This is a genomic window from Actinomadura graeca, from assembly GCF_019175365.1.
GTDB lineage: Bacteria > Actinomycetota > Actinomycetes > Streptosporangiales > Streptosporangiaceae > Spirillospora > Spirillospora graeca.
The window spans coordinates 5392366-5418662 of sequence record NZ_CP059572.1 but is presented as its reverse complement, the minus strand read 5'-3'; the positions used below and the strand labels follow the sequence as shown (position 1 = coordinate 5418662).

Here is a 26297-nt window from a genome sequence, read left to right as displayed (position 1 = left end):
CGTGCCGCCTGCCGGCCGCTTCGACCGGTTCGTCCGCCGGGCCGTCCCCGGGCCCGTCATCCGGCCCATCCGCCGGGACGGGGCCGTCCTCGGACAGGGCGCGGATCCGGTCGACGTCGATCATCTGGCGGTTGCGGTACACCAGCAGCACGATCGCCAGGCCGAGCCCGACCTCGGCGGCGGCGATCACGATCGTGAACAGCGTGAGGACCTGGCCGCCGTGCAGCCGGTCGCGGAACCAGACGTCGAACGCGACGAGGTTGAGGTTCACCGCGTTCAGCATCAGCTCGACCGACATCAGGACGAGGATGGCGTTGCGGCGCGCGAGGACGCCGTACACGCCCACGGAGAACAGCAGCGCCGCCACGATCGTCGGATAGGCGAGATGCATCAGACGCCGTCCTCCTCGTCTGCGCGCGCGCCCGTCTCCGGGCGGGCACGGATGTCCAGGCGCGACAGGACGATCGCGCCGACGAGGGAGGCCAGCAGCAGCACCGAGAGCACCTCGAACGGCAGGACCCACGTCCGGAACACGCTGGCGCCCAGTTCGTCGGCCGAGCCGTGGCCCGCCTTCAGCGGCATCCGCTCGTCCCGGAAGCCCATCGCGACCACCGTGACGAGCACCAGGGCCGTCGCGGCGGCGACCGACGCCGCCGCCCACCGGTTGCCGGAGTCCAGGTCGGCCGACTCTCCGATCGGCGCCCGGGTCAGCATGATCCCGAACAGCAGCAGCACGACGACCGCGCCGACGTAGATGAGCACCTGCACCCAGGCCACGAACTCGGCGGTGAGCACCAGGTAGCCGCCCGCCAGCGCGCCGAACGACACGACCAGCCACAGCGCCGCGTGGACGAGGTTCCGCGTCGTCACCACCATGATCCCGGACCCGATCGCCACCACGCCGAGCAGCGCGAAGACGACCTCCTGCCCGCTCACGCCCCCGCCTCCGGCGCAGGACCCGGTGGGCTCGCGGGGCGCTTCGCGGCACGCGCGGACGCCTTCTCCGCCGCGCCCAGCTCCTTGGGCGGCTCGGCGGACGGGTCATGCGCCTGCGGGGGCGGGACCGTCCACATCCACTCGCGCAGCCGCTCCTTCTCGTGGGTCAGCTCGGCGATGTCGTACTCGGCGTACTCGAACTCCGGCGACCAGAACAGCGCGTCGAACGGGCACACCTCGATGCAGATCCCGCAGTACATGCACAGCGCGAAGTCGATCGCGAACCGGTCGAGGATGTTCCGCGTGCGCGGGCGGCCGCCGCCTTCGGCGGGGAGCGTCTCCTTGTGGGAGTCGATGTAGATGCACCAGTCCGGGCATTCGCGGGCGCAGAGCATGCAGACCGTGCAGTTCTCTTCGAACAGCGCGATGACACCCCGGCTGCGCGGTGGCAAGTCGGGCTGCACTTCCGGGTACTGACGCGTTATGGAGCGACGCGTCATCGTCCGCAACGTCACGGCGAGCCCTCTGGCCAGCCCGCCTCCTGGTAGCCGTCCCACGCGCCCCATGATTGCGTACGAAGCGCCGCTGGGGAACGCGGCGGGAGCCGCGTTCGTCGAACCACACGTGGGACCCCTGGTTCCGCGCTTCGATCGGCCTGCGGGCGAGGAGGGCATGTGAGCCATCACGCGGACGGGCCCTATGGCCCCGATCCGGGCCGTGACCAGGCCCGTCCCCCCCATGTCCGCCCGTCCCAGCCGCCCCCGCCGCACGGCCGCGCACAACGGGACCGTTCCTCCCGCGAGCACCGCGCACACGATCGTCCGCCTTATGGGACGCCGCCGCCGGACCCGCGCGTCCATCCGTATCCGCCGGGCCGTCCCTACGCGGCACCCGGCTGGCGTCCGACGTACCCGGTGCCGCCGATCCAGCATCCGCTTCCGCAGCCCGTGCAGGTGCCCGGCGGCGAGGGACCGCAGGGGATCCTGTGGGCGTCCGTCCCGTTCCTGACGTTCGGTTTCGGGACGCCCTTCTCGTTCCTGTACGCCGCCCTCCGGCGCGGCTCGGGGAAGCTCGGCGTCACCGCCGCGGGCTACGGCGTCGCCGTCACCGGCGTCATGGCCCTCTTCTCGACCGACAGCGCGGCCGCCATCGCCCTCGGGTCCCTGCTGACGCTCATGCTGTGGCTCGCGGGCACCGCGCACACCTTCGCCGTCCGCTCGGCCGTCTTCCCGCGCGAGGTCCCGCGCAACCGGCTCAACCGGCAGGCCGTCGAGGTCGCCCGGTACCGGCGGACGCTGCGCGAGGAGGCGCGCGCGCTCGCCGCCGAGGACCCGGCGCTGGCCCACGAGCTGCGGATCGGCCGTCCCGACGTGCCCCGCACCTACGACGACGGCGGTCTCGTCGACGTCAACCACGCCCCGAAGGAGATCATCGCGGCGCTGCCCGGCATGGACGACGAGATGGCCGAGCGCGTCGTCCGGCGGCGGGAGGCGCAGGGCGCGTTCGTCTCCGCCGAGGAGATGGCGGTCGACGCCGACCTGCCGCCCGACCTCGTCCCGCAGCTCTCCGAGTACTCGATCTTCCTGCGGTAGCGGGCGCGTCCCGAGCGGCGCCGGTTCAGCCGAAGGCGACCTTCAGGACGCCCGTCAGCGCGAGCTGTGCCAGCGACAGCGGCACCAGGTACTGCCAGGCGAGCTTCTGGAGCTGGTCCTCGCGCATCCGCGGGTAGCTGACCCGCAGCCAGATGACGAGGAACGCCAGCACCCCGCCCTTCAGCAGCGTCCAGAGCCAGCCCAGCTCCGCGTTCAGGAAGGGGCCCTTCCAGCCGCCCAGGAACAGCACGGTCGTCAGACCGCACAGCACCACGATCCCGGCGTACTCGGCCAGCAGGAACAGCGCGAACCGCAGCCCGCCGTACTCGGTGTACGGGCCGAAGATGATCTCCGAGTCGGCGACCGGCATGTCGAACGGCGGGCGCCGCAGCTCGGCCAGGCCCGCGACGAAGAACACCACGGCGCCGGCCGCCTGCCACGGCAGCCAGTACCAGCGCCACTCGTCCACGATCCCCGTCAGCGACAGCGTGCCCGCCGCCATCGCCACCGAGGACGCCGCGAACACCATCGGCAGCTCGTAGGACATCAGCTGCGCCGCGACCCGCATCCCGCCGAGCAGCGAGTACTTGTTCGCGCTCGCCCAGCCCGCCATGATCGCGCCGATCACGCCGACGCCCATCACCGCCAGCGCGAAGAACAGCCCGAGCCCGAGGTCCAGCGCCACCTGCCCGTCCGGGCCGACCGGCACCACGAGCAGGACGAGCAGGTACGGGACGAGCGCCACGCCGGGGGCCAGTTTGAAGACCCACCGGTCCGCCGCGCGCGGGACGACGTCCTCCTTCTGCGCGAACTTCACCCCGTCCGCGACGAGCTGCGCCCAGCCGTGGAAGCCGCCCGCGTACATCGGGCCGAGCCGGCCCTGCATGTGCGCCATCACCTTGTGCTCGGCCTGGCCGACCAGCAGCGGCAGCAGCGCGAACGCCGCCGCGACCAGCGCCAGCTTCACGACGATCTCAAGCATGCGGCCCCCAGTCGTCCGGGACGCCGGGCGGGCGGACGCGGCGGCGGCTCGGCGCGCCGTGCCCGGACTCGCCGGGTTCCTTGGCGCCCGGCCACGGCTTGGCGACGCGGGCGGCGAGCACGAAGTCCTTGCGCAGCGGGTTGCCCTCGAAGCCCTCCGGCAGCAGCAGCGGGACGAGGTGCGGGTGGCCCTCGAAGACCACCCCGAACATCTCGAACGTCTCCCGCTCGTGCCACGCGGCGCCGCGGTAGACGCCCGTCGCGGTCGGCAGCACCGGGTCCTCGCGGGGGACGCGCGTGCGGACGAGGAGGTGGTGACGCCGCGCGGGCGAGTACACGTGCACGACGACGGCGAAGCCCTCGTCCAGCTCGTCGACGCCGGTCAGCCAGTCGAAGAACACGCAGTCCAGGTCGTCCCGCGCGAAGGTGAGCGCCGGCAGCCAGTGCTCGGACGGCACCCCCACGGCGAGGCCGCCGAACGTCTCCTCGGTGGTGATCTCGTCGCCGAACCGGTCCGTCCAGGCCGCGGTGAGCGCCGCCGGGCCGGGTGCCGCGCTCACCGGTGCCGTCCGATCTCGTCGTCGCCGTCGTCGGCGAGGCCGGGGATGATCGACGGATCGTGGTCGCGGGGCGGCCCGGCGTCCTCGGGCGGCGACGGGCGCGTCCGGCCGGGCGGGGCGGTGTCGTCCCCGGCGGGCGGCGGGGCGGCGGGCGGCGGGGTCTCCTGCGTGACCGGCGGGATGGGACGCGTCTCGTCGGCGGCCCCCTCCTCCGGGGGCGGCGCGGGCGGTGCGTCCTCCCCGGCCTCCGGGACGGGCGGGAGCTCGATGGTGGCGCCGTCGGGAGCGGGCTGGATCGGCCGCCGCAACACCGTGGCCGAAAGCGGACGCGGCGGAGGCGGCGGGGACATCGATTCGCCGCCGTTGTAGCGGTCGCCGAGCGACTCGCCCGCGATCTTCTCCTGGAGGTGGACGATGCCGTGCAGCAGCGCCTCCGGGCGCGGCGGGCAGCCGGGCACGTACACGTCCACCGGGATGATCTGGTCGACGCCCTTGGTCACGCAGTAGGAGTCCCAGTAGGGGCCGCCGCAGTTGGAGCAGGCCCCGAACGAGATGACGTACTTGGGCTCGGGCATCTGCTCGTAGAGGCGGCGCACGGCGGGGGCCATCTTGTCGCTGACGGTCCCCGAGACGACCATCAGGTCGGCCTGCCGGGGGCCCGGCGCGAAGGGGATGACGCCGAGCCGGATGAAGTCGTGCCGGCTCATCGACGTGGCGATGAACTCGATCGCGCAGCAGGCGAGACCGAAGTTGAACACCCACAGCGAGTACCGGCGGCCCCAGTTGAGCACGAACTTGACCGGCTTCGGCGCCAGCCGGGACAGCGGCCCGACGCCGGGCGGCGGGAGATCGATTGCGCTCACACACGGCATTGTCGCAGCCGCCGCCGACCACGCCAGGGCCGAGGATCGAAGAGCGGGTCCGGGAGCGGGCCCGGGGCACGACCGCAATGGCGGCGCGCTCAGACCCAGGACAGGACGCCCTTCTTGCCCGCGTAGGCGAGCCCGGCCGCCAGGAACGCCAGGAAGACGAACATCTCGCCGAGCGTGGTGGCGCCGTAGCCGGGCGCGGCGAACACCGTCGCCCAGGGGAAGAGGAACACCGCGTCCACGGCGAACACCACGTACAGGTAGGCGAACACGTAGTAGCGCACGTAGGAATGCGCCCACCCGTCGCCGACGGGATCCACGCCGCACTCGTAGGTGAGCAGCTTCTCGGCGGTGGGACGGTGCGGGCGCAGCAGCCGGTTCGCCGCCAGGCCACCGCCGACGATCCCGCCTCCGACCAGCATCAGCGCCACCACGACGACGTACGAGTCGAAATAGTCCGGCACCACGACCTCCGATCGAGCGTCCAACCAGTATCCCCGACGGCCGTATGCGGGAGTGTGACGTCGTACCTCCTCCCCGGAGGATCACAATGTCATCGTTTTGCTGCACACTGGGTTATGCATTGGGGTCAAATGACCTGGAAGGACGTGACCGATGAGCAACCCTCCGCCTCCCCCGGGCTGGGAACCTCCGGGCGGTGCCTCATGGCCGCCCCCGCCACCGCCCGCGGGTCCCGGCGGCCCACCGGGCCCCGGCGGGCCCGGAATGCCGGGAGGTCCGGGCGGGACGGCCCCTCCGCCCGGCGGGTTCGGCGGGCCGACCACGCCGCCCGGCTTCTACCCGCCGCCCCCTGGCGGGATGATGGCGCCCCCGCCGCCCAAGCGGGGCGGCGGCGCGCTCGTCGCGGCGCTCCTCGGCGGCGGCCTGGTCGTCATCGTGCTCATCGGCGTCGTGGTGTTCGTGCTGGCGTCCGGCGGCGGTAAGAAGCCCGAGGAGAAGCTGCGGTCCGCGGCCGACACGGTGGCCGCCGCGCGCGCCGTCGGCCTGAAGGGCAGCTTCGGAGGCGGCGCCGAGACGCTCCAAGGTGAGTTGAACGTCACCAAGGGCGGCCGCGTGACGGGGCCCGTCACCTGGAACAGCGACAACGTCACGCTGCTCGCGGCGGACGGCAAGCTGTTCGTCAAGGCCGACTCGGCCTACTGGCGGCGGCAGATCTCCGGCACCGAGACGCCCTACTACCTCGGCACCGGCGAGCAGTGGGGACGGCTCAGCGCCGACAAGCTCGACATCGACTTCAAGCAGGAGCTGACGCCCGCCGCGCTGGCGACCAAGCTGCGCGCGGCCGCCGCCGCGAAGGTGAAGCCGGTCAAGACGACCTGGCAGGGCAAGAAGGCGCTGAAGTTCAGCACCTTCTCCTCCACGCTCTACATCACCGACGCCGACGACGCGGAGCTGCTGCGCTACGAGGCGACGACGCCGCGCCTGTCCCTGGACGTCACTCCGAAGAACTCGGGCCAGGCGTCGTCCATCATCTCCGACATGCGCACGAGCATGGGCGAGCTGAAGGACTCCTTCGACGGCTCGGCCCGCCCGACGGTCGACGAGTGGAAGAAGGGCGGCTGCAACGGCAACTCCGGCTGCACGGTCGAGGCCAAGATCCGCCCGCCGTACGGCGTGCAGACGCCGGTGACGATCGACGTCCGGTTCCGGCTGACCGCGGGCACGCTCACCGGCCGTGACCTCGGCAACTGCACGGCCAGGATCACGATCAGCAGCACGACCCCGCAGTGGGCCAGCTGCCGGGTCACCAGCGGCTCCTGGTCGAGCTGGGCCAAGTCCACCGGTGGAACCTTCTACAAGCACGCCGAGTACAAGGTGATCGGCGCGACCGCGAGCGAGGTGTCGGCCCTGCAGAGCGGCCTCGACAGCGAATGAGACGGCCGGTCAGGCGCCCCTCGCGCTGAGCCGTCCCGTCTCACGGTGCCCGGCGATGTGCCGTCCCCGCCCCGGCGGGGCCCATCGTCGGGCACCCTTATGCTCTGGGTGGGCGCTCCCTCCGAGCCCCCGGCAACCACCCTCTGTGCCTGACACGAGTGGGCCGACCCGGGCCCGGAATCGAGCAGAGTGAGCCCCGAGTGAGCGTTGAACAGGACGAGCCGTCCCCCGCGGCCTCCCGCCCGTCCGGCGGGGCCGCCGCCGACAAGCTCGTCGCCGGCGGCCGCCTGGCCGGCAGGCCGGTGGCGGGCGGACCACCGCCCGACAAGGTGGTCGCCACCGGACCCGCCCCGGCTCCGGAAGAGCCCCCCTCCGACGAACCCGCCGCAGAGCCCGACGCCGGATCCGCCGACGCGGACACGACGGGCGTGGCGGACACGACCGTCCCCGACGGGTTCGCCGTCGGCGAGCCGGCGACCGTCACGGACGTGCCCGTGTTCGCTCCTCCGCCTCCGCCCGGCGTGGGAGCGACCGTTCCGGACGGCTTCGCCCCAGGCGGGATTCCGCCTGCCGCCCCGTCACCGGCAGGACCGCCCCCCGGCGGGCCTTTCCCCCCAGGCCCCCCTCCGCCACCGGGCGGCTCCGCCAGGGAGCGCATGCTCCGCCGGAGGCGCGTCGTGATCACCGTGGCGGCGGGCCTGGCCGCCCTGACCGCGGCCGCCGTGGGCGGGACGGCCGTCGTCGGGGAGGGCGAGGCCGAGAAGAAGGCGCCCAAGCCGACCGCCGCCGCCCGTTCGGAGTGGTCGCGGGAGGCGGGGCAGCAGCTCGCGGCGGAGGCCGGCCTGCGCTACGACGGGACGCTGACCGTGGCGGGCAAGCCCGTCCAGGCGCGCCTGCGGGTCACGCGGAGCGGCCTGGCGAGCGGAACGCTCACGGCGGGCACGCTGAAGGCGGACGTCATCGCCGTCGACGGCGTCACCTACATCAAGGCCGGGCTCACGTTCTGGCGCGACTACGCCGGGGAGGGCGCCCGCCCCGACAACTACGCCGGACGCTGGTCGAAGGCCCCGGCCACGGTGCCCGGCTTCGACGTCCCGGCCCTGCTGGCCCCCAAGTCGATCGCCTCGCGGCTGGCGAAGGCGGCGGTGAGACCGCCCACGGAGGACGTCGGCGGCACCCGCGCGTACAAGATCAGGACTCCGGCCGCGGACTACCTGGTCGCGGCGGCCGCGCCGCACCGGCTGCTGGCCGTGCGGACGGCCGGGCACGGCGACCCGAGGTTCACCGTCACACCCCTCCCGAACGTGGCACCGGTGCTCGCCGAGCTGCGCCCCCGCGTCGCCGGGCTCGGCGGCGCGGCCGACCCGGCGCTGCGCTTCGCGCCGGGGAAGCTGAGCTTCGTCAACTGCGACCAGAACCCCAACGGCTGCACGGTGAGCGTGCCCGCCACGCTCTCGGCCCCCGACACCACGGTCCCGGACGGCGCCCGCGCCGCCCTGTTCGCCATGGTCGTCTCGAAGGGGCGGTCGCTCGGCTCCTGCGCCGGTTCGGACGAGGTACCCGCCGGACGGACGCTGGTGCTGCGGTGCACGGTCACCGGACGGGCCTGGCGATCATGGATGAAGGCCGCCCTGGACCAGCCCGGCCCGCACCGCTACGAGGCGCAGGCCCGCGTGGTCGGCGAGGCCGTGGCCGTGACCGCGGTCCCCGCCCTGCTGGACGTGGTCGACCGCGAGCGCCGCAAGGCCCGGCCCCAGCCGTCCGGCGAAGCAGGCGCCCAGTCCGGCACGGGACGCCAAGACGCCCCGAACGCAGGCACCGCAGGCCAGCCCAGTCCCTAGAGCGCCAACTCGGTCACAACGACCTCAACCGTCACGCGAGCGCGCTACCAGCCCCGTGAGGCAATGCCGAAGGCGAGCCTCACGGGGCCGATCGCGAAGCGATGACGCGCTCGCACAGCACGGTCAGGGGGCCGAGCCGCTAGGCGAGGGCCACTGGGCCGGGGTGCAATCAGCACTGTCTACACTTCGTGGCGTGAACTCCGTGCCCGGGGGCCTCGGCTCCTCGACGAACCCTGCGCGGCTCGTGCGTCGGCTCCATGTCGACCTGCGCCGCCAGGCCAGCTGCCTGTGTTCGCTGTGAACCCGGGCGCCCGTCCAGGTCGTACCACCGGATAGGACCTGCCCGAATCCAGGGGATTCAGATGAACTTCAGGTCGCAGTGATACCTCTTGTGTTACGGGGCCGACCTCCCTGGAAGCGGGATGTCACATGACGGGCGGAGTGGTACTTTCCGGTCGATTTCTCTACGACCGGCGGCCATCGGCGGGCCGGAGAGCGGACGCGCGTGAGCGCCGTGCCCCATCCGGTATCCCCCCGTCCCCCGAGAAGAGCATTCCACTCCGGACATACCATGAAGGTAAGCCTAAGTAGCGTCATGATCCCGGGTGCCTCCCCCGGGACGGACGCTGCGCGTCGAGGAGGTCTTCCTCTGTGACCAAACAGGTCCAGCAACTCGACCGGGTCATCATCCGCTTCGCCGGTGACTCCGGTGACGGCATGCAGTTGACCGGCGACCGCTTCACCCAGGAGACGGCGGCGTTCGGCAACGACTTGTCGACGCTGCCGAACTTCCCGGCCGAGATCCGTGCCCCTGCCGGAACCCTCCCCGGCGTGTCCAGTTTCCAGTTGCACTTCGCCGACCACGACATCCTGACACCGGGCGACGCGCCCAACGTCCTGGTCGCGATGAATCCCGCCGCCCTCAAGGCCAACCTCGGGGACCTCCCCCGCGGGGCGGATCTGATCGTCAACACCGACGAGTTCACCAAGCGGAACCTCGCGAAGGTCGGCTACGCGGCCGACCCGGTCCAGGACGGCTCGCTCGCCGAGTACCGGGTCCACGCGCTGCCGCTGACCTCGATGACGGTGACGGCCCTCACCGGCTTCGAGATCTCCAAGAAGGACGCCGAGCGCGCCAAGAACATGTTCGCCCTCGGGCTGCTGTCGTGGCTGTACCACCGGCCCACCGAGGGGACGGTCTCGTTCCTGGAGAAGAAGTTCGCCCGCAAGCCCGACATCATGAAGGCCAACATCGCCGCGTTCCAGGCGGGCTGGAGCTACGGCGAGACCACCGAGGCGTTCTCGGTGCAGTACGAGATCAAGCCGGCCGAGCACGACCCGGGCGTGTACCGCAACATCACCGGGAACGTGGCACTGGCGTACGGGCTGGTCGCGGCCGGTGAGCGGAGCGGACTGCCGATCTACCTGGGCTCCTACCCGATCACCCCGGCGTCCGACATCCTGCACGAGCTGTCCAAGCACAAGAAGTTCGGGGTCAGAACGTTCCAGGCGGAGGACGAGATCGCCGCGGTCGGCGCCGCGCTCGGCGCCTCGTTCGGCGGGTCCCTCGGCGTCACGACGACGTCCGGGCCGGGCATCGCGCTGAAGAGCGAGACGATCGGGCTCGGCGTGGCGACCGAGTTGCCGCTGCTGGTGATCGACGTGCAGCGCGCCGGGCCGTCCACCGGGCTGCCGACCAAGACCGAGCAGGCGGACCTGCTCCAGGCCATGCACGGCCGCAACGGCGAGGCGCCGGTCCCGGTGATCGCGCCGCAGTCGCCGTCCGACTGCTTCGACGCCGCGCTGGAGGCGGCCCGGATCGCGGTGAAGTACCGCACCCCGGTCATCCTGCTGTCCGACGGCTACCTCGCCAACGGCTCCGAGCCGTGGCGGCTGCCGGACGTGGCGTCGCTGCCGCGGATCGAGCCGGACTTCGCGGCTCCCGGCCAGGAGGACTTCCAGCCGTTCCGGCGCGACCCGGAGACCCTGGCCCGGCCATGGGCGATCCCGGGCACGGCCGGGCTGGAGCACCGGATCGGCGGCCTGGAGAAGGCCGACGGGTCCGGGAACATCTCCTACGACCCGGCCAACCACGACCGCATGGTCCGGCTCCGGCAGGCCAAGGTCGACGGCATCGCGAACGACATCGCGCCCCTCGCCGTGGACGACCCGTCCGGTGAGGCCCGGGTGCTGGTGCTCGGGTGGGGCGGGACGTTCGGGGCGATCTCCGCGGCCGTCCGCCGCGTCCGCGGGAACGGGCAGCGCGTCGCGCAGGCCCACCTGCGGCACCTCAATCCCTTCCCGGCGAACCTGCCCGAGGTCCTGCGGTCCTACGACAAGGTCGTGGTGCCGGAGATCAACCTCGGCCAGCTCGCGCTGCTGCTGCGCGGCCGGTTCCTCGTCGACGTGATCGGCTACAACCAGGTCCGCGGCCTTCCCTTCAAGGCCGAGGAACTCCAGGGCGTCATCCAGGATGTGATCGACAGTGAGTGACAGCGCCGTGGGCGGCGACGGGGTGAACGGCTCTCGCGGGCCGGCGGGGCGGTCCCTGCTCTCCCTCGTCCCGAAGGCGGACGAGCCGCAGAAGATGAAGGACTTCAAGACCGATCAGGAGGTGCGCTGGTGCCCCGGGTGCGGTGACTACGCGATCCTCGCGGCCGTCCAGTCCTTCCTGCCCGAGCTGGGGCTGCGCCGGGAGAACATCACGTTCGTGTCCGGCATCGGCTGCTCGTCCCGGTTCCCGTACTACATGAACACCTACGGGTTCCACTCGATCCACGGCCGCGCGCCCGCGATCGCGACGGGCCTCGCGACCTCCCGTCCCGACCTGTCGGTGTGGGTCGTCACGGGGGACGGGGACGCCCTGTCCATCGGCGGCAACCACCTGATCCACGCGCTGCGCCGCAACGTCAACCTGAAGATCCTGCTGTTCAACAACCGGATCTACGGGCTGACCAAGGGCCAGTACTCGCCGACGTCCGAGCTCGGCAAGATCACCAAGTCGACGCCGATGGGCTCGCTCGACGCGCCGTTCAACCCGCTGTCGCTCGCGATCGGCGCGGAGGGCACCTTCGTCGCCCGGACGATCGACTCCGACCGCAAGCACCTCCAGTCGGTGCTGCGGGCGGCGGCGGAGCACCGCGGGACCGCGCTGGTGGAGATCTACCAGAACTGCAACATCTTCAACGACGGCGCGTTCGACCCCCTCAAGGACGCCGCCGTCCGCGACGACGTGACCGTCCGGCTGGAGCACGGCGAGCCCATCGTGTTCGGCGCCGAGCGGACCAAGGCGCTGCGCCGCACCCGGTCGGGGTCGTTCGAGGTCGTGGACGTCGCGGACGTGGACCCGTCCGAGATCGCCGTGCACGACGCGCACGACCCGGACCCGTCGCAGGCGTTCGCGCTGTCGCGGCTGGACTCCCCGGCGTTCGAGCACACCCCGATCGGCGTGTTCCGCGACGTCGACCGCCCGTCCTACGACGAGCTGATGCGCGAGCAGGTCGACGAGGCCGTCGGGTCGCAGGGCAGGGGCGATCTGGCAGCCCTGCTTGGCAGTGGTGACACCTGGCGCATCGACTAGCGCCGTCCCCGCGGTCCTCGGCGGAGGGACCGGACGGGCACGGCGCCCGCGCGATGGGCGAGGCCGTTTCTTCGGCACGATGCCGCAGGCCCGCCCCCGGGTCACGTCCGGGGGCGGGCTCTTTCGCGCATTGAAACGGCGTCGACGGGGCACCGTTACCACGGGACGGGCACCGTCGCGGCCGTACCGCCATGTTGGGCCAGGGCACGATGCGCGGCTCTCGCTCGTCCTGAAAGACTGAGGAGATCACGCAGTCGGGGAGGTGACGATGCGGGTCGTTCCGCGCCGTGGCAGGGACCGTTCGAAGGATCGGCCGCCTGCCCCGTCCCCAGGTGACCCGGCGCCCGCCCCCGCCGCCCCCCGGCCCGCGGCGCAGCTCGTCGCCCCCGCGCAGCCGACGATCCCCCGGATCCCGCCGGCGCAGCCGCCTGGCCCCGCGCAAAGACCCGCGCGGGATCGGCCGCCCGCCCCGAGCGCCACCCTGCCCCCCGACACCTCGATGCCCCCCGAGACCTCGATCGCGGACGCGGGGACGCAGCCGCTCCCCGCCGCCTCCTACACGGGCGGCGCCGGGCCGGACGCGGAGGCGCGGCGGCGCCGCGAGCGGGCCGCCCAGCGGAGGCGCGCCCAGGCCGAGGCCAAGCGCAGCCGCGCAGCGCAGCGGGTGCGGCAGCCGCCGAGGCCCCCGGCACGGGCCGCCGCCGAGCACCGGTCGTCGCTGCTCATCATGGTCATGACCCTGGGCCTGCTGATCGCGGCGGTCGCGGTGACCGGCGGGCTGGTCGCGGCGTCACGGCGGACGCAGCCGGTGACGCTGACCGCGCCGCTGCACGTCTACCCGGTCACCCAGTCCGCGCCGGGCCAGTGCCCCGCGGGCACGCCGGGGATCACCGGGCAGGCGAGCACCGGCCCGGTCTGCTACCGGCTCTCCCAGGGCATCGCGATCCACAAGGTGTCCGACCTGCGCGTGCAGCGGTCCAAGGGCACCGGCTACGACGTCGCGGTCACGCTGCGGCCGGTCGACCGGCGGGCGTTCGCCGACCTGACCCGCGCGACGGTGGGCCGCGACCTGGCCTTCGTCGTGCGCGAGCGGCTCGTCACGCTGCCCCGCGTGGACATGGCGATCCTGGACGGCAAGGTCGTCGTGACCGGCCCTCCGGACCGCGCCGCCGCCGACCGCCTCGTCCGCGAGCTCAAGGGCCGCTGACCCGCCGCCGGAGCGGCCGACGCGGGCCGACGGCCGACACGCGCCCGCGGCTCTCGTCACGACGGCGTGCCGGACGGCCCATCCGCCCTCCGTCCGCACCGATGCGCGCAGACCGTGATCGTCACCCACGAACGACCCGCACTCCAGGTTCGTGCTCTCGTCGTCGGCCGCTCGGGTCCGTCACCGGTCGGGATGGCCGAGCTCGATGTCGTGCCCGTCCTCGCCGCCGCCGGAGAGCGACAGCCCGGTGGCCACCGGCGGATAGCCGGAGGCGATGATGGTGTACCGGCCTCCGACGAGGTCGGTGAAGGCGTACTCCCCGTCCGGGCCGGTGATCACCATGGCGATCGCGTCGCCCGCCGCGTCCACGAGGGTGACACGGGCGTCGGCGACCGGGCGGCCGGTCTCGCCGCGGACGGTGCCGCGCAGCGCGGCGGACGGGACGGGCTCGCCGGTGCCGGACCGCACGACGCCGCGCACGGGGACGCCACCGCGTCCGCCCACCGGATGCGGCCGGCCGGTGGACGGCCGGTCGGTGGACGGCCGATCAACACGCGCCACCGGCGCGTCCGCCGTTTCGGACCGCTCCACACCGGCGCCGGAGTGCCCGGACCGCGAGGTGTGCTCCGGGTGGCCGAAGCGCCCCTGCGGGGACGCGCCGTTGGGCGGCGTCCCGTTCATTGCCGCCTCGTTCATCGCGCCGACCACCTCGTCGGACGGGGCCCCGACGACGACGGAGGCCGGTTCCCGCCCGGCGGCGGGCCGCTGATCGTGGCCGCGCGCGTGCCCACCGGCCACGCCCACGCCCGCGTCGGACGGCGGGGCGTCCTTCGCGGGCGCGCCGCGTCCGGCGGAACCGCGCAGCGGCACCTCCTTGAGCGCCAGCACGGCGAGGAAGCCGAGCACCGCGACCGGGACGCCGACCAGGAAGACGCTTTCCAGCGCGTCGGTGAACGCGGTCAGCACGATGTGCTTCAGCGGCTCGGGCAGCGCCTGGATCTGGTGGGGCGAGCCGAGCTCGCCGCCGCCGGGCGGGAGGGAGATGTGCGCCTCGCGCACGCCGGCGGCCAGCTCGTCCCCGAGCCGGTTGGTGAGGATCGCGCCGAAGGCGGCCACGCCCATCGCGCCGCCGAGGTTGCGGAAGAACGACACCCCGGACGTGGTGGACGCCAGGTCGGCGGGCGCCGCGGCGTTCTGCGCGGCCAGGATGAGGATCTGGAGCGTCAGGCCGAGCCCGATGCCGAGGACGGCCATGTCCGCGCCGATCAGCAGCTTCGACGAGCCGACGTGCAGCCGCGACAGCAGCAGCATCGACGCGCCCACGAAGACCAGCCCGAGCACCGGGAAGATCTTGTAGCGGCCCGTCCTGGTGACGAGCTGGCCGGAGCCGGTGGAGGTGACGAGCATGCCGACGACCAGCGGCAGCGTCATCAGGCCCGAGGAGGTCGGGCTCATCCCCTTGACGATCTGGAGGTACTGCGGCATGTAGATCATGGCGCCGAACATCGCGATGCCGACGCAGACCGAGGTGAGGCCCGCGATCACGAACGTCCGGTTGCGGAACAGCCGGGGCGGCAGGATCGGGTCCCTGGCGGTGCGCTCGGCGACGGCCGCGAGCACGAGCAGCACGCCGGTCGCGCCGAGAAGGAGGTAAGTCCACCGCGAGTTCCACGCGAACTGCTGCCCGCCCATGGACAGCAGCAGCATCGCGGTCGTGGCGCCGCCGGTGATGGTGAAGGCGCCGAACACGTCGATGCGGGTGTCGCGGCGGACCTTCGGCAGCTTCAGCACCTTCTGGATGACGGCGAACGCGACCACCGCGAGCGGGACGCAGACGTAGAAGCACCAGCGCCAGCCGAGCCCGTCCGCGTCCACGATGAACCCGCCGAGCAGCGGGCCCGCGACGGTGGCGACGCCGAAGACCGCGCCCATGAAGCCGGAGTAGCGGCCGCGCTGGCGCGGTTCGACGACGTCGCCGAGGATCACCTGGGCCAGCGCGGACAGCCCGCCGACGCCGAGGCCCTGGAAGGCGCGGGCCGCGATCAGCTCGCCGATGTTCTGGGAGAGCCCGGCCGCGACGGACGCGACGACGAACAGCAGCAGCGCGCCCTGGAACATCAGTTTGCGGCCGAAGATGTCCGACAGCTTGCCCCACAGGGGCGTCGAGGCGGTCATGGTGAGCAGCGACGCGCTCGCGACCCACGAGAGCTGGTCCTGGCCGCCGAGGTCGCCGACGATCGTCGGCAGCGCGGTGCCGACCACGGAGGTCGAGATCATCGCGGTCAGCATCGCCATCATCAGCCCGGAGAGGATCTCCAGGATCTGGCGGTGCGTGTAGTGCGGCCGCGTCACCCCCGGCGCGTCCGCCGGCACGTCCCCCGGTGCGCTCGCTCGAACCACACTGCCCCCATCGAAGCTCATTACCTGTGCTTTGCATGTATGTTATGTAGACGCTTGTTTACTTGCAAGTCGGGGATACTGGACGGCGTCGGTGACCTGGTGATCGGGGATGGAACGGCGATGACGACGCAGGCCGGGGTGACGGTGCAGGCCGGGGAGGCGGCGCGGCCGGTGGAGGCGGCGCGGCCGGTGGAGGCGGCGCGGCCGAAGCGCGACCGGGCGGCGACCCGGCGCCGCATCCTGGACGCCGCCCGCGACCTGTTCGGTGAGCACGGCTACGCGGGCGTCACCGTCCGCATGATCGCCGCGTCCGCCGGCGCGAACACGGCGCTGGTCAACCGGTACTTCGGCTCCAAGGCCGCGCTGTTCGGCGAGGTGCTGGAAGGCGAGTCCACGCTGCGCGGGGTGATCGCCGGTGATCCGGACGGGCTGCCCCGGCGGCTCGCCGAGCACTTCGTCCGGCAGGTCGACCGGCGCCCGGTCAGCGCGATGACCCGGATGATCGACCGGTCCGCCGGGCATCCCGAGGTCAAGCAGATCCTGCTGCGGTACCTGGAGGACGCCATCGTCGAGCCGCTCGCCGCGCAGCTCGGCGGGCCCGACGCGCGCGCCCGCGCCCTCCTCGCGTCCACGATCATCATGGGCGGCGGTCCCGTCCGGCGGCTGCTCGGCCTGAACGACCTGCGCGCCGCCGACCCCGCCGAGCTCACCGACCGGCTCACCGCGATGTTCACCGCCGCGCTCGCCCCCGCCCCCGGACCGGCGGGCGTACACCGCGAGGTGTAACCGGCGGGACGCCGCGTACGGCACCGGGCGCAGCGGGGATCGGCTCAGGGGCGGAGCGTCCCCCGCCGTGCCGCGCATAGGCTGCTGCGCATGAGGGTGGGGGGCGCGATCAAAGCGCGGTGGGGCGGGACGAGCCGGGCCGCGCGCTGGACGGCCGCCGGAGCGGCGGTCGTGCTGGTGGGCGGCGGCGCCGCCTGGGGCGTCGCGGCGGGAGGGGAGCCGCACGTCCGGACGTCCGACCAGCGTGTCGCCGTCGTGGACGGCCCCAAGGACGACCAGCGCGTCACGCTCGACACGACCTTCTATGCCCCGGTGGGCCGCGCGAAGGGCCCGGCCGTCCTGCTCGGGCATGGCTTCGGCGGCGACAAGTACGGCGTCGCGAGCGAGGCGCGCGCGCTGGCGCGGGAGGGTTACGCGGTGCTGGCGTGGTCGGCGCGCGGGTTCGGGCGCTCCACCGGCGAGATCGCCCTGAACTCCCCCGACTACGAGGTCAAGGACACGCGGCAGCTCATCGACTGGCTGGCCAGGCGCCCCGAGGTCCAGCTCGACGGGCCGGGCGACCCCCGTCTCGGCATGGCGGGCGAGTCCTACGGCGGCGCGATCGCGCTGATGACCGCCGCGTACGACCGGCGCGTGGACGCCATCGCCCCGCAGATCACCTGGAACGACCTCGCCGGCGCGCTGTTCCCCAACGGCACCGGGGCGGGCGCCGAGACGGGCGTCTTCAAGAAGCTGTGGGCGGGCCTGTTCTTCACCGACGGCGCGGGCGCGTCCGCGTGCGGGCGTTTCCTGCCGTCACTGTGCGCGATGTACCAGAAGGTCGCCGAGTCGGGCCGTCCCGACGCGGACGCGGTCGCGACGCTGCGCCGGTCGAGCCCCGCGTCGGTCGCCGACCGGATCAGGGTGCCGACGCTGCTCGTCCAGGGGCAGACCGACTCGCTGTTCCCGCTCGACCAGGCCGACGCGAACGCCCGCGCCATCGCCCGCAACGGCGCGCCGGTGTCGGTCGTCTGGTACCAGGGCGGCCACGACGGCGGCGACCCCGAGACCGAGCGGGTGCGGGGGCTGCTGCGCGACTTCTTCGACGCGCGGCTCCGCCACCGCGCCCCCTCCGGAAACGGGAACGGGAACGGGAACGGGGCCGGGGACAAGGACGGGTTCGCGGTCACGCGCGCGGGCGGGATCGACTCCTCCACCCAGGAGGTCGTCGTGGAGGAGGCGACGGCCCGCGCGTATTCGGGGCTCGGCGCCGGGCCCCAGACGCTCTCCCTGGACGGACGCGAACAGACGATCTTCAATCCGGCCGGGGGCTCCCCCGCGTCCATCTCCGCGCTGCCCGGCCTCGGAGCGCTCGGCGGGCTCGGCGACCTCGGCGCGGGCGCGCTGGGCGGCGGGCTGCCGGCCGACATGCCCGGCCAGTCCGCCCGGTTCGACACCCGCCCGCTGGCGCACCCGCTGCGGCTCACCGGCGCCGCGACCGTCCGGATCAGGGTGTCCGGGAAGAAGGACGTGCCGCTGTTCGCCAAGCTCTACGACGTCGCGCCCGACGGGCAGGCCGCCCCCGCCCGGCGGCTCGCCGCGCCCCTGCGCGTGACCGGCGGGGCGACCGTCACGGTGACGCTCCCGGCGATGGACTACCGCTTCGACCGCGGCCACCGGCTCCGGCTCGTCCTCACCACCACCGACATGGGCTTCGCGACACCGCCGGAGCCCGCCTCGTACAAGGTGGCCGTCGTGTCGGGGCTGACCGTCCCGACCGTCCCCTCGCTCGCGACGCGGCCCGCCCCGATCCCGGGCTGGGTCTGGGGGCTGCCGCTCGCCGCGTTCGCGGCCGCCGCGGGGATCCTCGTCCGGGGACGCCGCGGACGCCCGTCCCATGCCACCCCGGCGGACGTGCCGCTGGAGATCACCGGGCTGACCAAGGCGTACAGGAACGGCCACCTCGCCGTCTCCGACCTGTCGTTCCGGGTGGAGAAGGGGCAGGTGCTCGGCCTGCTCGGGCCCAATGGCGCCGGGAAAACGACCACCTTGCGGATGCTCATGGGCCTCATCCACCCCGACGCGGGCGAGATCCGCATCTTCGGGCACCGCGTCACGCCCGGGGCGCCCGTCCTGTCCCGCCTCGGGTCGTTCGTGGAGGGACCCGGCTTCCTGCCGCACCTGTCCGGACGCGACAACCTCGACCTCTACTGGCGCGCGACCGGCCGTCCGCCGGACGAGGCCCACATGGAGGAGGCGCTGACCATCGCCGGGCTGGGCGCCGCGCTCGACCGCGCCGTCCGGACCTACTCGCAGGGCATGCGGCAGCGCCTCGCGATAGCCCAGGCCATGCTCGGCCTGCCGGACCTGCTCGTCCTGGACGAGCCGACCAACGGCCTCGACCCACCGCAGATCCGGGAGATGCGCGAGGTGCTCGTGCGGTACGCGGCGGCCGGGCGCACCGTCATCGTGTCCAGCCACATGCTCGCCGAGGTCGAGCAGACCTGCACGCACGCGGTCGTGATGGCGGGCGGCCGCCGCGTCGCCGCCGGGCCCGTCGCCGAGATCACCGGCTCCGGGCGGCGGCTGGAGGACGCGTTCCTGGAGATCATCGGTGAGGCCCCGTGACCGCGGGAGAGAGCGCAGGAGAAGCCGTGACCGCGACCTCGTCCGCCCCCGGGCCGACCTCAGGACCCGGCTCCGGGCCGACCTCCGGATCCGCCTCCCCGCCGCGGGACGGATCCGGTGGATCACCGGGCTACCACGTGCGGCGGACACTGCCGCTGCGGGTGGAGGCCGTCCGCCAGTTCCGGCGGCGCCGCACCCTCGTCGCGTTCGGGATCCTGCTCATCCTGCCGTGGGTGCTGGTCGGCGCGTTCAAGATCGGCGGCGATCCGGGGCCCGACGGCATCCCGAGCCTGGTCGACGTCGCCACCGCGAGCGCGCTGAACTTCGCCCTCTTCGCCCTGTTCGTCTCGACGGGTTTCCTGCTGGTCGTCGCGGTCGCCCTGTTCTGCGGTGACACGGTGGCGAGCGAGGCCGGCTGGTCGTCCCTGCGCTACCTGCTCGCCGCGCCCGTCCCGCGCGCGCGGCTGCTCCGCCAGAAGCTGGCCGTGTCGCTGTCCTACGCCGTGGTCGCCGTCGTCAGCCTCCCGCTGATGGCGCTGGTCGCGGGCACCGTGGGCTTCGGCTGGGGCGACGTGGAGCTGCCGACCGGCGGAACCGTCCCGGTGGGCACGGCGCTCGGCCGGATGGCGATCATCATCGGCTACTCCCTCGTCGCCCAGCTCGTCGTCGCGGCGCTGGCGTTCCTGCTGTCGGTCACCACCGACTCGCCCCTCGGCGCGGTCGGCGGCGCCGTCGGCCTGGTCATCGTCAGCAACATCCTGGACGCGGTGACCGCGCTCGGCTCGTGGCGCGACTTCCTGCCCACCCACTGGATGTACTCGTGGATGGACGCGCTCCAACCCCAGATCCAGTGGACGGGCATGGCCAAGGGCGCCGCGATATCCCTCTCCTACGCCGCCGTCCTGTTCGCGCTGGCGTTCCGCCGTTTCCGGAACCGCGACATCGTCTCCTGACCGCGTGCGGCCATGTCTCCTGACCGCGTGCGGCCGTATCCCCTGGCCGCGTGCGGCCGTCCGCGCGCCGTCCACGCGGCAGAAATTCGGTCGAACAGGCAGACGTTGTCACATAAGCTCGGCGAACCTGACGCGCGGTAGGCGCGTCCTACGAAGTGCATGCGACATCGGCTCGATCACCGGGTTAACACCCGGTCCGACGGGGGAGATGATCACCATGGCACGGCAGCAGCTCATCAAGCGCCCCAAGCCCCCACGTCAACCGAGTCCATCCGACCTGAGGACGCCCTCGGGCCGCCTCCTGCCGTACTGACCGAAGCCACGCCGAACCACAGGGCCTCCCGTTCCGGGAGGCCCTGAGCCGTTTCCGGCCCCGGCGGGACGCGGGGCCCGGAGTAACCTGACCGGAAGATCCCCGCCTGACACTGGAGGGACATGCCCCGGGCGGACGCGCGACGCAACCGCGAGCTGCTGCTGGCGGCCGCCAGGGACGTCTTCGCCGACCAGGGGACGGACGCGCCGCTCGACGTGGTCGCCCGCCGGGCGGGGGTCGGCAACGCGACCATGTACCGGCACTTCCCCACCCGCCGCGACCTGCTCGTCGCCGTGTACGCCGGGGAGGTCGCCGCCCTCACCGCCGAGGGGCGGGACCTCCTCACCGAGGACCCGCCCGCCGACGCCCTGTTCTCCTGGCTCCGGACCTTCATCGCCCACGTCGCCACCAAGACGGACCTGGCCCGCGCCATACCCGAATGCGAGCGCAGCGCACTGTTCGACGATTGGCACACGGCGATGCACGAGACTACGTCGGCGCTCCTCGCGCGCGCGCAGAAGGCCGGTGAGGTCTGCCCGGATCTGAAAGCAACCGACCTCCTCACCCTGGCCAACGGCATCGCCTTGGCCGCAGAGGACGCGGCCGCAGAGGACGCCCCGCAGACCGACAGGCTCCTCCGGCTCGTCCGCCAGGGCACGACCCCCTGAGATCGCCCCTTAGGAGGACGGAGGCGGCTGAACACCCCGCTGCGTCCAGGCGACGAGCCGGTCGAACGCCGTGAGGAAGTCGGACTGCATCGGCCGGACGAGCGTGGGGAACGCAGCGCTGAACCCATCCGTGTGGGTACCGCCGGGAACACGGTAGTAGCGGTGCAACGATCCGCGTCCGGAGTCCCGCACCATCTTGGCGTAGACGTCACCGGTCTTGCTGATCGGCGCCAGCACGTCGAGCGTGCCGTGGACGCTGATGAGCGGGCGTGCGATCCGTCCCGTCAAGGACACCCGCCGCACGGCGTCGTGCACCGACCGCGGACGCGACCCGTAGTCGTAGTCGGTGTCGCAGCCCGCACCCGTCCCCTCCGGGCAGAACGGTGTACCGGCTTCGGCGGCGCCGTCGTAGGACGGGTCGAGTTCCTCGCGCGTGATCCGCTGCAAGAAGTCCCACTGGTTCTTGTAGTGGGCGCCCCAGAGCGGCTCGGAACCGGCCGGATACCCGGCCGCGAGCATCTCCTCATGCGCGCCCGGCTTACCGGCCGCGTACCGGGGATAGGCGCGCAGCGCGGGCGGCAGGGTGGTGAGCAGGTTCGGGCCCTTCGCGGTGAACAGGAGCGCGTTCCAGTCGACCCCGCCCGTGTAGAGCCCGGTGTGGCGTTCGAGTTGCCCCCGGACGATGTATCCGCCCGCGGACAGCCCGGCCGCGTACGTGTAGCGCGGCGCGCTCCCGTACCGCTGCGCCGCGACAGATTTGGCAGCCACTGTCAGCTGGGCGAGGCGCCTGTGCCACTCCTGGATCACGTCCCCCGGACGCCGTCCGCCCTTGTAGATGGCCGCGCCGGTGCCGCCCTTGTCGGTCGCCGCGAACGCGTACCCCTTGGCCAGGACGTGGTCGCCGATGATGCGGTCGTTCGCGTACTGCTCCCTCACACCCGGCGGGGCGCTGACGACCAGACCTCCGTTCCACTTCCGCGGAAGCCGGATCACGAACTGGGCATCGTGGTTCCACCCGTGGGTCGGGTTGCCGGCGGACGTGTCGGGGAAGTACCCGTCGATCTGGATGCCCGGGACGCCCGACGGGTTGACCGTCCCGGGCGCCTCCAGGCCGGCCCAGTCGGCCGGGTCGGTGTGGCCGCCGGGCACGGTCCCGGCGGTGGTCAGGTCGTCCAGGCAGGCCGCGACGGAACGCTCGGCGCCCGGGACGCGGAGCCTCTGCTCCCCGCAACCCGCGTCGGCCACCGCGGCGGCCGGGCTCAGAAGAGAGGCGAGCAACGTCGGGACAAGCACGGCGGATCGCAACGCCATGGCGAACTCCTTCTGTAGGAACACACCGCAACGTAGAAGGAGCCGCCCGTAGCGGATAAGTGAGAGACGGCCACACCCGCACCGGCCGATGGGCACATGACCATCCGCCATTTTTGTGGCAGCCCGTGGCCCGTGGCGTCCGCGCCGCCGTAGCCTTCGCACATGGTGATGACGCGCCCGGTGCCGTGGGTGTCACCCGTCCTCTGCCTGGCAGTACTCCTTGGCGGCGTGTACTACGCCGTCGTAGAGGCGGGCCCCTCGCCCCGCACGGCGGGTTTCGCCGCCTCCCTCCTCCTGCTGGCGGGACTGGACGTCCTCGACGGACGTCTCCCATCCCCCGGCCGGCGCCTGCCACCGCTCGACGGCCGTCTCTGGCAGGTCGTGCTGCTCGCGGCGCGGATCGTGCTCTATCTCGCGGCCGGCGCCCTCGACGTCTCCGGGATCGCGCGCGTGCTGTTCGTGCTCGTCCCCTTCACCGCGTACTTCGCCTTCGGCCGCCGGACGTCCGTCGCCCTGGGCGTCGCCTGCGTCGCGTCCCTGGTCACCGTGTTCTCCGTCCGGGTCGAGGACTGGCAGACCCGCTCCGAGTACGTCTCCGACGTCGTGATGTTCGGCCTCGGGATCGTCCTGTCGATCACGATGGCGTCCGTCGCCGTCCGCGAGCGCGACGCCCGCATGCGCCTGGAGCGGACGATGCGCGACGCCGAGGCGCTGTCCGCCGAACGCGAGCGCACCCGCCTCGCCCGCGAGATCCACGACAGCCTCGGCCACCACCTGACCGCGATCGGCATCCAGCTGGAGAAGGCGGAGACGTTCGCCGACCTCGACCCCGGCGCCGCCCGGGACGCGCTCTCCAACGCCCGCTGGTCGGCCGACCGCGCCCTCACCGAGGTACGGCAGTCCGTGCGCACGCTCGGACGGCACCCCTTCCGCCTTACCGAGGCGCTCAACGACCTGATAGACCACCTGAACAACGACAGCCTCGCCATAAGCCTCGACGTGACAGGCGACGACCAAGACCGCCCCTTGGCGCCCCTCACGGCCGTCTACCGCACAGCCCAGGAAGCTTTGACGAACGCCTGCCGCCACTCGGAGGCGACACACATCCGCCTGTCCCTCGCCTACGAGGAGAAGGGTGCGAGCCTGGTCGTCACCGACGACGGCCGTGGTTTCGACCTCCGCGAAGGGTTCGGCCTACGCGGGATGCGCGAACGCATCGCCCACATCGGCGGCCGTATGGAACTCGCCAGCGCACCCGGCCGGACCACCGTCTCGGTGACGGTGCCTTGGTGAAGCCCATCCGCGTCCTCGTGGTGGACGATCAGGAACTCGTCCGCGAGGGGATCGCCTCCCTCCTCGGCGTCCAGCCCGGGATCGAGGTCATCGGCACCGCCGCCGACGGCGCCGAGGCCGTCGCCGCCGCCCTGTCCGCGCGGGTGCCCGCCGACGTCGTCCTGATGGACGTGCGGATGCCGGGCACGGACGGCGTCGCCGCCACCGCCGAGCTCCGCCGCCGCGTCCCGTCCTGCAAGGTCGTGATGCTCACCACCTTCGACGACGACGAGTACGTCGTCCAGGCGCTGCGCGCGGGCGCGACCGGCTACCTGCTCAAGAACCTGCCCGCCGCCGAGCTCGCCGCCGCCGTCCGCCTGGCCTGCTCGGGCGTCGCGCAGCTCGACTCCACGATCACCCGCCGCCTCGCCGCCGCGCTCCCCGGCCCCGCCGACCTCACCTCCCGCGAGACCGACGTCCTGCGGCTCATCGCCGCCGGCGCGACCAACAAGGAGATCGCCACCCGCCTCTACCTCAGCGAAGGGACCGTCAAGAACCACATCTCACGCATCCTGCAGCGGCTGAATCTCAGAGACCGGACCCAGGCCGCCCTCTACGCACGAGACCAAGGGCTCCTTTAGCTCCCTGGAAACCCCGCATCCGCCAGTAGTTCTGTTTCGCCTACCCGAAAACCATCGTCGGCATCTCTCAAAAGGAGACATGATGGAAAAGCACCACGAAGGATCCTCACGCAGGAACTTCCTGGGCATGGCCGCCTCCGCCACCCTGCTGCAAGTGATGACGGGCGCCGTTCCCGCCCACGCGGAAACCGCACCCGCCGGCCTTTTCAAGGCGCCCGCCGGGAAGGCCAACGGGAAGAGCGTGGTGATCCTCGGCGCCGGAGTCAGCGGAATGACCGTCGCCGGAAAGCTGATCCAGGCCGGATACGCGGTCACCGTCCTGGAGGCCCGCGACCGCACCGGCGGCCGCGCCTTCACCGTCCGGCGCGGCGACAAGATCACCGAAGTGTGGGCGGACGGCTCGTCCCGCACCATCACGTGCCAGTTCGACCCGGGCCTCTACCTCAACGCCGGGCCGAGCCGGCTCTCCCACCAGCACCAGCGGGTCCTCGCCCTGTGCCGCCGTTTCCGCATCCCCCTTGAGCCCTACATCATGCAGTCGACCGCGAACCTCTATCAGACCGACAAGGCGTGGAAGAAGGCGAGCAAGACCCACCGCCGGATCGCCTTCGACACCGCCGGATACGTCGCCGCCTACGCGGCCGCCGCGGTCAAGAAGGGAATCCCCGGCGACACTTTGACCGACGCCCAGCGTGAGAAGCTCCTGACCCTCCTGGTGGAGTTCGGCCAGCTCGACAAGACCGACCACACCTACACGGGTTCCGTCCGCGCGGGCCTCGCCAAACCCCTCAGCGTCACGCAGATGGCCGAGAAGATCGACCCGCTGCGCCTCACCGACCTCTTGCAAAGCGAGTTCTGGAACGACCAGTTCTACCGTGGCAGCGATATCGTCTGGCAGGGCACGATGTTCCAGCCGATCGGCGGCATGGACATCATCGCCCGCTCCATCGCCAAGACACTTCCCGCCGGAACCGTCACGCTGAACGCCCCCGTCCACGCCATCCGCCTGGGCGACGACGGCGTCCGGATCTCCTGGAAGGACGCCCAGGGGACGCACGACAAGACGTTCGACCATTGCCTCAGCAGCATCCCCATCCCGGTCCTGAGACAACAGGTCCACCTGGAAGGTTTCTCCACCGACTTCACCTGGTCGATCCAGAACGCCCAGGCCGCGCCCACCTGCAAGGTCGGCTGGCAGGCCAACCAGCGATTCTGGGAATCCGACAAATACCAGATCTATGGCGGCATCAGCTGGCTCGGCAACAACGTCCGGCAGATCGTCTATCCGTCGAACGACTTCTTCTCCCCCACCGGCAAGGGCACCCTCACCGGCGCCTACGCCTCCTACGACGCCGGAGCCGAATTCGGCGACCTCACCCACGACCAGCGCCTGGCAACGGCCCGCGCCGCCGGAGCGAAGCTCCACGAGGAGTTCAACAGCCAGGCCATCGTCCCGGACGACAAGGCGATATCCATCGCCTGGCACAAGGTCCCCTACACCCTCCACGGCTGGGCCCACTGGGACCCCGACGTCCCCGACCACAAGAAGATCTACCAGACCCTCATCTACCCCCAGGGCAACAACAACTTCATGGTGATCGGCGACCAGCTCTCCCCCCTCCCCGGCTGGCAGGAAGGCGCGCTGATGTCCGCCGAATGGGCCTTCGAATGGATCCACGGCGACCGCCGCATCGCCCGCGTCCCCGTCCAGCAGGTCCCCGACTCCAAAGCCCTGACCACCGGCCACACAACCTGACGCTCCAGTGGGGCGGCGCCCAAAAGCGCCGCCCCACCCCACCCGCTTCAGACCGCAAACAACCCAGCAAAGACGGCGGGCCGGGAGGCTGTAATCGCCTCTTGCGCTCAGCCTGCCTTGTGTCGGGC

The 26297-nt window shown here is 72.4% G+C and carries 21 protein-coding genes and 1 pseudogene; 13 read left to right on the top strand and 9 right to left on the bottom strand.

Features of this window, described 5'->3' with window-relative positions; translation table 11 throughout:
* Positions 1–109: 109 nt before the first annotated feature.
* The 3 genes and pseudogenes from nuoK to AGRA3207_RS24055 all read right to left on the bottom strand — a co-directional run.
* A pseudogene (gene nuoK, locus AGRA3207_RS24065) lies at positions 110–391 on the bottom strand (NADH-quinone oxidoreductase subunit NuoK); the annotation flags it as partial.
* A complete protein-coding gene (locus AGRA3207_RS24060; protein WP_231329295.1) occupies positions 391–936 on the bottom strand; it encodes an NADH-quinone oxidoreductase subunit J family protein in 546 nt (181 codons plus the stop codon). The pseudogene nuoK and the gene AGRA3207_RS24060, both read right to left, overlap by 1 nt.
* Positions 933–1400 carry a 4Fe-4S binding protein gene (locus AGRA3207_RS24055; RefSeq protein ID WP_231329294.1) on the bottom strand — a complete coding sequence of 156 codons (468 nt, stop codon included), beginning with the start codon at positions 1398–1400 and terminating at the stop codon, positions 933–935. The genes AGRA3207_RS24060 and AGRA3207_RS24055 overlap by 4 nt, the downstream gene beginning before the upstream one ends.
* A 210-nt stretch (positions 1401–1610) precedes the next feature.
* Between AGRA3207_RS24055 and AGRA3207_RS24050 the strand changes: the two genes are divergently transcribed.
* Complete coding sequence (locus AGRA3207_RS24050; RefSeq protein ID WP_231329293.1) at positions 1611–2528, top strand: helix-hairpin-helix domain-containing protein; 918 nt, start codon at positions 1611–1613, stop codon at positions 2526–2528.
* Between the two features lie 25 nt (positions 2529–2553).
* Here the strand turns inward: AGRA3207_RS24050 and AGRA3207_RS24045 are convergent, their stop codons facing one another.
* From AGRA3207_RS24045 to AGRA3207_RS24030, 4 genes are all read right to left on the bottom strand, one after another.
* Positions 2554–3510 (bottom strand): complex I subunit 1/NuoH family protein, encoded by a 957-nt coding sequence (locus AGRA3207_RS24045; RefSeq protein WP_231329292.1) that lies wholly within the window; start codon positions 3508–3510, stop codon positions 2554–2556.
* Positions 3503–4069, bottom strand: a complete 567-nt coding sequence (locus AGRA3207_RS24040; protein ID WP_231329291.1) for an NADH-quinone oxidoreductase subunit C — start codon at positions 4067–4069, stop codon at positions 3503–3505. Before AGRA3207_RS24040 ends, AGRA3207_RS24045 begins: the two co-directional genes overlap by 8 nt.
* Positions 4066–4932 (bottom strand): NADH-quinone oxidoreductase subunit B, encoded by an 867-nt coding sequence (locus AGRA3207_RS40485; RefSeq protein ID WP_338028215.1) that lies wholly within the window; start codon positions 4930–4932, stop codon positions 4066–4068. Before AGRA3207_RS40485 ends, AGRA3207_RS24040 begins: the two co-directional genes overlap by 4 nt.
* A gap of 98 nt (positions 4933–5030) precedes the next feature.
* Complete coding sequence (locus AGRA3207_RS24030) at positions 5031–5402, bottom strand: NADH-quinone oxidoreductase subunit A (RefSeq protein WP_231336368.1); 372 nt, start codon at positions 5400–5402, stop codon at positions 5031–5033.
* Positions 5403–5664: 262 nt separating this feature from the next.
* Between AGRA3207_RS24030 and AGRA3207_RS24025 the strand changes: the two genes are divergently transcribed.
* The 5 genes from AGRA3207_RS24025 (at position 5665) to AGRA3207_RS24005 (ending at position 13462) form a co-directional block, all read left to right on the top strand.
* Positions 5665–6834 carry a hypothetical protein gene (locus AGRA3207_RS24025; protein ID WP_231329290.1) on the top strand — a complete coding sequence of 390 codons (1170 nt, stop codon included), beginning with the start codon at positions 5665–5667 and terminating at the stop codon, positions 6832–6834.
* 200 nt (positions 6835–7034) lie between these two features.
* A complete protein-coding gene (locus AGRA3207_RS24020) occupies positions 7035–8675 on the top strand; it encodes a hypothetical protein (protein ID WP_231329289.1) in 1641 nt (546 codons plus the stop codon).
* Between the two features lie 651 nt (positions 8676–9326).
* On the top strand, positions 9327–11168 hold the full coding sequence (locus AGRA3207_RS24015) for a 2-oxoacid:acceptor oxidoreductase subunit alpha (RefSeq protein WP_231329288.1): 1842 nt from the start codon (positions 9327–9329) through the stop codon (positions 11166–11168).
* A 7-nt stretch (positions 11169–11175) separates the two neighbouring features.
* Positions 11176–12255 carry a 2-oxoacid:ferredoxin oxidoreductase subunit beta gene (locus AGRA3207_RS24010; RefSeq protein ID WP_231336367.1) on the top strand — a complete coding sequence of 360 codons (1080 nt, stop codon included), beginning with the start codon at positions 11176–11178 and terminating at the stop codon, positions 12253–12255.
* Between the two features lie 499 nt (positions 12256–12754).
* Positions 12755–13462, top strand: coding sequence for a SecDF P1 head subdomain-containing protein (locus AGRA3207_RS24005; protein WP_231329287.1), 708 nt, complete (start codon positions 12755–12757; stop codon positions 13460–13462).
* Between the two features lie 180 nt (positions 13463–13642).
* Here the strand turns inward: AGRA3207_RS24005 and AGRA3207_RS23995 are convergent, their stop codons facing one another.
* On the bottom strand, positions 13643–15862 hold the full coding sequence (locus tag AGRA3207_RS23995; protein ID WP_476692270.1) for an MFS transporter: 2220 nt from the start codon (positions 15860–15862) through the stop codon (positions 13643–13645).
* Positions 15863–15982: 120 nt separating this feature from the next.
* Between AGRA3207_RS23995 and AGRA3207_RS23990 the strand changes: the two genes are divergently transcribed.
* The 4 genes from AGRA3207_RS23990 (at position 15983) to AGRA3207_RS23975 (ending at position 21189) form a co-directional block, all read left to right on the top strand.
* Positions 15983–16648, top strand: a complete 666-nt coding sequence (locus AGRA3207_RS23990) for a TetR/AcrR family transcriptional regulator (RefSeq protein ID WP_231329286.1) — start codon at positions 15983–15985, stop codon at positions 16646–16648.
* Between the two features lie 90 nt (positions 16649–16738).
* Entirely contained in the window at positions 16739–19255 is a 2517-nt protein-coding gene (locus tag AGRA3207_RS23985; RefSeq protein ID WP_231329285.1) for an alpha/beta fold hydrolase, read from the top strand.
* Positions 19256–19281: 26 nt separating this feature from the next.
* A complete protein-coding gene (locus AGRA3207_RS23980) occupies positions 19282–20208 on the top strand; it encodes an ABC transporter permease (RefSeq protein WP_338028214.1) in 927 nt (308 codons plus the stop codon).
* A 435-nt stretch (positions 20209–20643) separates the two neighbouring features.
* Positions 20644–21189, top strand: coding sequence for a TetR/AcrR family transcriptional regulator (locus AGRA3207_RS23975; RefSeq protein ID WP_231329284.1), 546 nt, complete (start codon positions 20644–20646; stop codon positions 21187–21189).
* A gap of 9 nt (positions 21190–21198) precedes the next feature.
* Here AGRA3207_RS23975 and AGRA3207_RS23970 read toward each other — a convergent pair whose 3' ends face one another.
* Entirely contained in the window at positions 21199–22500 is a 1302-nt protein-coding gene (locus tag AGRA3207_RS23970) for an alpha/beta hydrolase family protein (RefSeq protein ID WP_231329283.1), read from the bottom strand.
* A 162-nt stretch (positions 22501–22662) separates the two neighbouring features.
* Between AGRA3207_RS23970 and AGRA3207_RS23965 the strand changes: the two genes are divergently transcribed.
* From AGRA3207_RS23965 to AGRA3207_RS23955, 3 genes are all read left to right on the top strand, one after another.
* On the top strand, positions 22663–23793 hold the full coding sequence (locus AGRA3207_RS23965) for a sensor histidine kinase (protein WP_231329282.1): 1131 nt from the start codon (positions 22663–22665) through the stop codon (positions 23791–23793).
* Complete coding sequence (locus AGRA3207_RS23960; RefSeq protein WP_231329281.1) at positions 23790–24413, top strand: response regulator; 624 nt, start codon at positions 23790–23792, stop codon at positions 24411–24413. Before AGRA3207_RS23965 ends, AGRA3207_RS23960 begins: the two co-directional genes overlap by 4 nt.
* Positions 24414–24495: 82 nt before the next feature.
* A complete protein-coding gene (locus tag AGRA3207_RS23955) occupies positions 24496–26169 on the top strand; it encodes a flavin monoamine oxidase family protein (protein ID WP_231329280.1) in 1674 nt (557 codons plus the stop codon).
* Positions 26170–26297: the final 128 nt, after the last annotated feature.